The organism is Streptomyces sp. NRRL S-1813, assembly GCF_000719605.1.
Lineage (GTDB): Bacteria > Actinomycetota > Actinomycetes > Streptomycetales > Streptomycetaceae > Streptomyces > Streptomyces decoyicus.
This window is the reverse complement of sequence record NZ_JOHB01000019.1, coordinates 126,359-134,529: the sequence shown is the minus strand read 5'-3', so window position 1 is coordinate 134,529 and position 8,171 is coordinate 126,359. Positions and strand designations below refer to the sequence as shown.

General features: G+C 71.3%; 7 protein-coding genes. 1 reads left to right on the top strand and 6 read right to left on the bottom strand.

Features of this window, described 5'->3' with window-relative positions:
- The 6 genes from IF67_RS0124635 to IF67_RS0124610 form a co-directional block, all read right to left on the bottom strand.
- On the bottom strand, positions 1 to 927 hold a 927-nt coding region (locus IF67_RS0124635), incomplete at its 3' end, for a condensation domain-containing protein (RefSeq protein ID WP_030989136.1).
- A gap of 192 nt (positions 928 to 1,119) precedes the next feature.
- Entirely contained in the window at positions 1,120 to 1,326 is a 207-nt protein-coding gene (locus tag IF67_RS0124630) for an MbtH family protein (protein ID WP_234341304.1), read from the bottom strand.
- A 96-nt stretch (positions 1,327 to 1,422) separates the two neighbouring features.
- Entirely contained in the window at positions 1,423 to 2,199 is a 777-nt protein-coding gene (locus IF67_RS0124625) for a thioesterase II family protein (RefSeq protein WP_030989134.1), read from the bottom strand.
- A 153-nt stretch (positions 2,200 to 2,352) separates the two neighbouring features.
- Positions 2,353 to 4,170 carry a non-ribosomal peptide synthetase gene (locus tag IF67_RS0124620; protein WP_030989132.1) on the bottom strand — a complete coding sequence of 606 codons (1,818 nt, stop codon included), beginning with the start codon at positions 4,168 to 4,170 and terminating at the stop codon, positions 2,353 to 2,355.
- Complete coding sequence (locus tag IF67_RS0124615) at positions 4,167 to 5,135, bottom strand: TauD/TfdA family dioxygenase (protein WP_234341303.1); 969 nt, start codon at positions 5,133 to 5,135, stop codon at positions 4,167 to 4,169. Before IF67_RS0124615 ends, IF67_RS0124620 begins: the two co-directional genes overlap by 4 nt.
- Positions 5,136 to 5,737: 602 nt before the next feature.
- Positions 5,738 to 7,027: an MFS transporter gene (locus IF67_RS0124610; protein ID WP_234341301.1), complete on the bottom strand. Its 1,290-nt coding sequence runs from the start codon at positions 7,025 to 7,027 to the stop codon at positions 5,738 to 5,740.
- Positions 7,028 to 7,139: 112 nt separating this feature from the next.
- Between IF67_RS0124610 and IF67_RS0124605 the strand changes: the two genes are divergently transcribed.
- Positions 7,140 to 8,156 carry a hypothetical protein gene (locus IF67_RS0124605; RefSeq protein WP_063754389.1) on the top strand — a complete coding sequence of 339 codons (1,017 nt, stop codon included), beginning with the start codon at positions 7,140 to 7,142 and terminating at the stop codon, positions 8,154 to 8,156.
- The last annotated feature ends 15 nt before the right edge of the window (positions 8,157 to 8,171 follow it).

Below are 8,171 nucleotides of genomic sequence, written 5' to 3'. Positions count from 1 at the left end.
CCGGCCCGCCGTCGCGGTACCCAACGGGATGTCCGTACCGGCCCCCAGCCGCGTCAGCAGCGCCGCCAACCCCGCCTGAAGCACCATGAACAGCGTCGCACCACGCTCACGCGCCAGCGACTCAAGACGCCCATGGAGGCCGGCGGGCAGCTCGAAGCGGATGAGGCCGCCGGAGTGGGTGGGCTGCGGGGGACGCGGCCGGTCGGTGGGAAGCGCCAGCTCCTGCGGAAGGTCCTGGAGCGCCTCGGCCCAGAAATCCGCCTGCTGCCCACCCACCTCCGCCAGAAGCTCACGCTGCCACAGCGTGTAATCCGCGTACTGGACCGCCAGTGCCTCCCACACAGGAGCACTGCCGGTGAGGCGGGCGCGATAGGCGGCCGACAGATCGCGCAGCAATGGAGCTTCCGACCAGCCGTCGCTGGCGATGTGATGCAACGTCAACAGCAGTACGTGCTCCTCGTGTGCGGCCGTGAACAGCGAGACGCGCAAGGGAAGTTCGACCGCCAGGTCGAAGGGGGCGAACGCCGCGTCATGGAAGAGGGAGGCCAGCTCCTCGGCGGCACACGGCACCACCGCCACCTTCACCGTCGCGTGCTCCGGTGCCAGGATGTCCTGGAAAGGCTCGTCGTCGCGGACGGGGAAGACCGTGCGCAGCGCCTCATGGCGCCCGACCACATCGTTGACGGCGGACTGGAGGGCGTCCACGTCCACCGGGCCCCGCACCCGGAAGGCGAACGGTGCGTGGTAGGTCGGGCTTCGTTCGAGACGGTCCAGGAACCACAGCCGCTGCTGCGCGAACGACAGCGGCACCACCGCCGGCCGCGCCCGCGCGGTCACCGCCGGCCGGGCCGCGGTCCCCTCGGCGAGCAGATCCGCCAGCCCCGCCACGGTCGGCGAACCGAACAGTTCGCGGACGCCCAGCTCCACACACCGTCGGCACACCCAGCACCTGGGCGAACAGCTGACACAGCACCTCCTCCCGCGCCGACCGCGGACCACGCTCGCCCCTCCCGGCCCGTCCGGGGCCGTCCCCGGACGGGACTGTGGCGTCGGTCTGCTCCGCGACCGCGGGGCTCTGCGCTTGCCTCATGGTGCTCCTTCCTTGGAGACGGAGATGGGTCAGTTGCCGGCGGCGGGCTGCGGCGACAGATCGCGCCAGTGCTCCTCGATGTGGTCGAGGCAGGCCTGATATCCGTCGGCGCCCCGGGTCACCGTCCAGCCCTGCGGAGGTGCCAGGTGCGACGGCCAGAGGGAGTGCTGGTGGTGCTGGTTGACCAGGACGAGATAGGTGCCGTCGACGTCTTCGAAGGGGTGCGTGTGCGTCACGGGGAATGTCCTTTCAGGTGGCATGGTGCGGTGTGGGGCGGAGCGGGGCGCGCGAGGGGCCATGACGGCGGAGCGGACGGGTCCCGTCCGGCGGGCTCAGACTGCGACGTGTGATGCCGGTGCGGTGAGCGGTGCGATGTGGGTCGGCAGCTGCCGCCAGATCTCCGGGGTGTAGAAGTGCCCGCCGGGCAGGACATCGTGGCGGTACGCACCGCGTGCGACCCGGCGCCACTGGTTTCCGGCGTCCGGCTCGATGACGTCGTCGTCCGTCGCGGAGAGCATCTGGACGGGGACGCCCACCGTGGTCCCCGGTCGGCACCGGAACGTGTCACGGACCCGGATGTCCGCACGCATGAGCTCCACGGCCATCTCCTGGAGTCCCGGGTCCGCCAGGACGTGTTCGGGCATCAGGCCGTTGGTGCGCATCCAGTCCAGCAGCTCGCCGTCGGTGTCCTGGCGCGCCGGGAACATGTCCCGTGGAGTCAGTCCGCGGTCGGGTGCGTTGCACGAGGAGACGACCAGCGCCTCCGGTGCCGGGCCGGCCGCATCCTCGATCCGGGCCGCGACGTCGAAGGCCATCCATCCGCCCATGCTGTGGCCGAACAGGACGTACGGCCCGTCGGCCGCGGAGAGCACGGCGGCGGTGGCGTCCGCGGCGAGTTCCTCCCAGTCGGCCGCGTACGGCTCCAGGAAGCGCCCCTCCCGGCCGGGGTAGCAGATGGCGGACAGGGCCACCTCGGCGGGCAGGCTGTCGCTCCAGGAGTGGTACGGCCCGGTGCCGCCGCCGCAGAAGCCCAGGCAGACGAGCGTGCGCACGGTGTGGCGGTCCGGTGGTTTGATCGGGATGACGGTGGTGTCCTGAGGTCCGGCCATCGTGGCCCTCTCCCTGTCTGTGTGGAGGCTCGGTGGTGTCTCTTCGGCGTCTCTGTGACGTCTCTGTGGTGACGGATCGCGGTGTCCCCGCAGGCGACGCGGTGACACGGTGGCGCGCGGTGTTCGCGGTGGCCGCCGGAGGATGCCGGCCCGTCAGCGGTCGGCGCGCAGGCTCTCGACGTGCCGTGCCAGATCCCTCAGCCGCGGATGGCGGTAGACCTCACGGGCCGACATGGCGACCCCCAACTGCTTCTTCAGCCGGGCCACGACACGCAGGGCGATCAGCGAATGGCCACCCATGGCGAAGAAGTCGTCGTCGGCCCGGATGTGCTCACGGCCGAGGACCTCGGACCATACGGCCGCGATCAGCGTCTCGGCCTCGCCCTCGGGAGCGCTGTCCGGGGCCGCCGAGGCCGGTTCGGGCGCGGGCAGGGCGGCGAGGTCGACCTTGCCGTTCACGGTCAGCGGCATCGCGTCGAGTGCGAGGTAGGCGGTCGGGAGCATGAACTGCGGCAGGACGGCGGCCAGATGCGCGCGGAGCGTCCCGGGAGTGGGGGTGCCGGTGGCAGGCGTGTCGCCCGCGGCACCACTCGCCGCAACGTAGTACGCGGCGAGCTGTTCACCGGCGGCCGTGCCCCTGTGCAGCGTGACCACGGCGGCCGCCACGCCCGGATGGGTGGTCAGCGCGGCCTCGATGTCGCCCAACTCCACCCGGTATCCGCGGAGTTTGACCTGACGGTCGCTGCGTCCCCGGTATTCCAGGGAGTTGTCGGGGCGCCGGCGCACCAGGTCTCCGGTGCGGTACATCCGCGTGCCGTCGGCGGCGAACGGGTCGGCGACGAACCGCATGGCGGTGAGCGCGGGCCGGTTCACATAGCCGACGGCCAGCTGCCGTCCGGCGAGGTAGAGCTCGCCCTCCTCGCCGGACGGCACCGGCCGCAGCGCGGCGTCGAGGACGTGGCACCGTACTCCCGGCAGGGGACGTCCGATGTGCGGAGCGGAGTCCTCGATCCGGGCAGCGGTGGCGTCCACCGTGCACTCGGTGGGGCCGTAGAGATTGACCGCTTCGAGACGCCGGGCGTCGTGTGCGGCCGCCAGCTCCCGCCAGGTGCCCTCCGGTACCGGCTCGCCGCCCATGAACAGCCGGAGCGGTCGTCCCTCGGTGGAGCGTACGAGCAGGTCGTCGCGGAGCAGCGGCCAGTGCGACGGGGTCAGGTCGAGGTCGTGTACCCCGTGCTCGTCCAGGACTGCCCGCAGCAGGGCCGGGTCGGTGCGCTCCGCCTCCCCCAGGACGACCACGGTATCGCCCCGGCACACCCGTGCCCACTGCTGGACCGAGGCGTCGAAGGAGACGCTGGCGTTCCAGGCGACGACCCGGTGCCGCTGGTCGTAGAGGCCCGCCTCCTCCAGCCCGCCGACCAGTGCCGCCACCGCGCCCCGGGTGGTTTCGACGCCCTTCGGTACGCCCGTGGAGCCGGAGGTGTAGATCACGTACGCCGGGGCCTGAGCGGAGACCGGTACGGGCGGCGCCGGAGTGTGCTCCGGGGCCTCCGGATGGGGCACGACGGGAACGGGGCGGACACCTTCCGGCCACACCGGCGCGTCGCCTCCGCCGGTCAGCACCACGTCGATGCCCGCGTCGCGGACCATCGCATGCAGGCGTTCCTGTGGATATGCGGGGTCGAGCGGTACGTAAGCGGCGCCGGTCCGCCAGACGGCGAGCAGCGCGACGACGAGGTCGGTGCCCCGGGGCAGGCTGATCCCGATCCGCCGGCCGGGCGCGGCGCCGTGGCCGCCCAGCACTCCCGCCAACCGGGCGGTGCGCCGGTCGAGTTCGGCGAAGGTGAGCGCACCGTGATGGCTGACCGCGATCCGGTCCGGGGTCGCCGCGACGGCCTGCTGGAAGCGGGTCAGCAGATCGACGGCCTGGTCCGGTGCGGTGTGACGGGGGTCTTCGAGGAGTTCGGTCATGCTGCCCGCTCCTCTCCCGGGGCGGGCGGCACGGTGGGCCGGCAGCCCGCGAGGTCGACGGGTTCGCCCATCGCGACGACGATGCGGCGGTCGCCGCGGAAGGGGTCGCGGCCATGGGTGGCCAGCACGTTGTCGACGAGCAGCACATCGCCCGGCTGCCAGGTCTCGCGCACCGTCGCGCCCTCGTAGGCGGCGTTGATGGTGTCGAGTTCGTCGCGCGTCAGCGGCACGCCGTCGCCGAGGCCGGTCTCGAAGGGCAGCCCGTCCGGCCCGAATTCGTCGAGCAGTGCCTCCCTGATCTCCTCGTCCAGCGACCAGGAGTTCCAGAAGGCCATGTGGTTGAACCAGACCTCCTCCCCCGTCTGCGGATGCCGGATGATCCCGGGCCGCAGTTGCCGCGTACGCAGTCCGCCCGAGGCGTCCCATTCGCAGGAGATGAGGTTGTCCGCGCAGTACTTCTCGGCCCGCTCCCGGGTCTCGGCGGCGAACGCGGTGCGCCAGCCCAGGGAGATGTGCTCGGAGTAGTTGCGGGTCAGCAACCAGCCGGCCGAGCGCATCCGCTCGACGAGCGGGGAGGGTATCCGGCGGAGCACTTCGCGGCAGTCGGCGACCGGCGTCGCGCCGCCCTCCTCCGGCGCCGTCAGACAGGAGAACAGCAGCAGACCGGGGAAAGTCAGTGTGTAGCTGTTCTCGTTGTGCATACGGATCGGCTGGTTGGGCGGGAGGTCGGTGGAGGAGTAGACATCGTTCCCGTAGCTGCTGCGGGGGGTGGCCTTCTCACGGTAGGGAGTGCGGCGGGGCACCAGGACGTCGCGTACCTTCGCGAAGTCCTCGACGTCACGGACCGGGAGGCCCCGCAGGTACACCGCACCGTGCCGGTGCAGTGCCGTGCGCAGCTCCGCGTGGACCGAAGTCAGCCACTCACCTGCCTCGACGGCGTCGGCGAACCGGGGGACATGTGCCATCGCCGGCCTACCGGGTTCGAGGGTCCAGGCGGGGGGTCCAGCGGTGGCGGAGCGGGAAGAACTCATGGTTGTGCGCTGCCTCTCGTGTCGTTGTTGACGGATGTCCTCGGACGCTGATCGGGGAGGTCACCCCCATCCGGTGTCGTTCCGGATCCCGGACGGGTGGGGCATGTTCTGCGCGGGGCCGGAGAACGGGAACATGGAAGTCCTTTCACGTCATTCGGAAGGGGCGGACGGTTCCGCGGGGGAATCGGTGCGGTACGCCGAATCGGCGCCGGAGTCAGCTCGGTTCACCGGACGCGGCACGGTCCGTCCCGCGTCCTGCGCACAGGACGTGCTGCCGAAATGCGCTGCGGCATTGCTCCGGCCCCGGGTGCCGGTCGCAATTTCCGGCCGTGCCGACGCGCTTCACGTTGTCATCGGGAAAGGCGTGCACCAAGAGCGTCCGGGGATGGTGTTCATGCCTGTCGCATAAAGGAGAGGGGACAAAAGGGGCATCCGTGGTTGTGGGTCCGCAGCGGCCGGCGCCCGTCGGCGCGGCATGGACGAGCCCGAACGGACACGGCCGAGGGGCACGGCCGAGGGGCACGGCCGTCGTCCGGTCAGCTCGGTTCGGCCTCGCCCGTGGGCAGGTCGCGGCGGGAGCGGATCGGGGACCACAGCAGGATCAACGCCGCCAGCGGCATGCCTGCGGTCAGCAGCCACATCGTCGGCCGCACCCCCACCAACGTGCCGAGGCCACCGGCGAGGAGCGCGCCCAGCGGCAGGGTTCCATAGTTGAGGAACGCCGAGCAGGCAGTCACCCGGCCGAGCACACCGGAGGGGCAATACCCCTGGATGAAGCCTGCCTTGATGATGTTTCCCGCCACCACGCCGAGCGCGGCAGCACCGTAGCCGACGACGAAGAACGCCAGTCCGGCGCCGTCGCGGGTGAGCGCCATCAGCGGGGCGAGGGCAGGCACACCCAGCTCGAACAGCAGCAGGGCCCGAGCGGTGCCGAGCCGGGCCGCACCCCGGCGCACCAGCAGCGCGCCCAGGACGCCCCCTGCGCCGCCGAGCCCCACCAGCGCCCCCACCGCGCCGGAGGACAGGCCGATGTCCCGCACCAGGAAGACGACGAGCAGGGCCTGGCAGCCCCCCAGGGCGAGGTTCGAGGCGGCTCCGAAGAGGGTGAGGCTGCGCAGATACGGATCGTGGGCGACCAGCCGCACCCCCTCCCGTACGTCCCCGAGCAGCGGCGCGCGGCGCCCTGACCGGGAGGCCGCTGCCGGCGGCTCGCGGTGCCGGATGCGGCCTATGCACAGGAAGGAGACCAGGAAGGTCACCGCGTTCGTCAGCATGCCGTCAACTGCACCGGCGGCCTGTGCGATCAGGCCGCCGGATCCCACACCGGCGATCTGCGCCGCGGCGGCGCTTCCGTGCAGCTTCGCGTTGCCCTCGGCCTGGTCCGGGGCGCTGAGCAGGGTGGGGAGGTAGGCGGTGTACGCGGTCTGGAAGAAAACGGCTGCCGAGCCCACCAGCAGGGCGACCAGCAGCAGCTGACCGATGCCGAGCACACCGAACCATGCGGCAACCGGCACGCTCAGGAACAGTGCGCACGAGACGGCGTCGCAGACCAGCATGACCGTGCGGCGGCGCAGCCGGTCCACCCAGACTCCGGCGGGCAGCCCGATGACGAGCCAGGGCAGCCAGGTCGCGGCGTTGAGCAGGCTCACCGCGAAGGTTCCGGCATGCAGCACGGAGACGGCGGTCAGCGGCAGCAGCACACCCGTGACGGACACGCCGAACTTGCCCGCGGTCTCCCCGTACCACAGCTGCCGGAAGTCCCGGTGACGGCGTAACAGTCCGCCGCCCGCGCTGCACGCCGCCCGGTGCCCGGTCTTCACCGGCACGGGGAGGTGCCCGTCTGCTCCGAGGTGCCCGTCTGCTCCATGTTGACTGACTGTTGATCAAGCATGTCTAGCGTGCCTTCCGATCGGGGGATATCTCTGATGGGGCTGAGGGATGATGAATACGTCAGAACCACTGGGACGAATTGAGCTGAGCGAGGAAGCGGCGCGCGTATTCGGCTACGCCGCGCAGCGCGCCGTATGCGGCATCGAGGAACTCACCGCCGTGGGACTCGACAGTGCGGACGCGGAACGAGCGGTAAAGGAACTCGTGGAAATGCGATTACTCTGCCGCGCCGAAGGAGCGGCCGGCCGGTTGACCGTGGTGCCTCCCCGGACCGCCGCGGACCGGTTGCTGCGTCCCTTGGAACGCCATGTGCGGGAACGCTATGAGGAGATCGAGCGGCTCCGCGAGACGTTCGCCTCGCTGCTCCCTGCCTACGAGTCGGGGCGGGCGCGTCGTTCGGACGCCGAGCCGATCGAGCTGCTCACCGACCTGAGGACCGTCCAGGAGACCATCGACGAGTTGACGATCGGCGCCCGGCAGGAGGTGCTCACCGCCCAGCCGGGCGGTGCCCGTTCCGCCCGCGCGCTCCAGGAGGCGGATGAGCGGGACCGGCGGATGCTCACGCGTGGCGTCCAGATGCGCACCCTCTACCAGCATCCTGCCCGCTACGACCAGCCGACGGTCGACCACGTCCGGCGCGTGATGAACCTCGGAGCGGAGGTGCGGACGCGGACCGACGGCCTGTGCCGGCTGCTGGTCTTCGACCACCGCGTGGCCCTGCTGGGGCTGCGGGACGACCCGGAGGCGGCCCTGCTGGTGCGCGAGCCGCATGTCGTCCACTACATACGGGTGTTCTTCGACTGTCTGTGGCGCGATGCCTCGCTCTTCCCGGTCAGTTTCGACCCGGCCGCTGCCGTCCGGATCTCCGGCGAGATCCAGGAGTCGATCGTCGCCATGCTGTCGGAGGGGCTGGAGGACAAGTCGATCGCGCGGCGCCTGGGGATGTCCGTACGCAGCTGTCAGCGCCACGCCTCGGAAATCATGAAGGCGGTCGGTGCGAAGAGCCGGTTCCAGGCCGGGTATGCGCTCGGGCGGCTGCACGCCGCCGCGCGGGACCGGGAGTGAGCCGGGGGGCGCGCC